Source organism: Rhizobium sullae (genome assembly GCF_900169785.1).
Taxonomy (GTDB): Bacteria; Pseudomonadota; Alphaproteobacteria; order Rhizobiales; family Rhizobiaceae; genus Rhizobium; species Rhizobium sullae.
Map to the genome: position 1 here is coordinate 1 of NZ_FWER01000198.1, position 597 is coordinate 597.

1 pseudogene is annotated in these 597 nt (G+C 64.1%); it reads left to right on the top strand.

Annotated elements, in window-relative coordinates:
- Positions 1 to 388: pseudogene (locus BN1800_RS39750) on the top strand (TolC family protein); the annotation flags it as partial.
- Positions 389 to 597: the final 209 nt, after the last annotated feature.

Here is a 597-nt window from a genome sequence, read left to right on the forward strand (position 1 = left end):
CAAGGCCGAGGTGGCCTACATGCGGGCGGCAAACCAGCTCGCCGAGAAGGCCGTCAATGTCCGCTCGCAAGCACGATCCGCCTATGAGGCCTACCGCGCGAACTACGACATCGCGCGGCACTACCGCAACGCCGTCGTGCCGCTGCGCACCAAGGTCGAAGAAGAATCCCTGCTGACCTACAACGGCATGATCACCAACACCTTCGAGCTGCTGACCGACACCCGCGACAAAATCAACGCCATGCTGCTTTCCGTCAATGCGAAGCGCGACTTCTGGCTCGCCGAAGCCAACCTCGCGCCGGCGATCTACGGCGGCGGCGCGACGAACGCATCGGCAGAGACCGAGGTCGCCGCTGCTGCCGAAAGCAGCGGCGGCGGCGGCCATTGAGAAAGGAACTCACCATGTTCAACAGACGACAACTGTTCGGTGCGAGNAAGCAGCGGCGGCGGCGGCCATTGAGAAAGGAACTCACCATGTTCAACAGACGACAACTGTTCGGTGCGAGCGCGGCGCTGCTGGCGGCCGGCGCCTGGACAAAGACATCGGCGATGGGTCTGCCCGACGCCCCGACAATGGCATCGGCCGACATGCAGCCG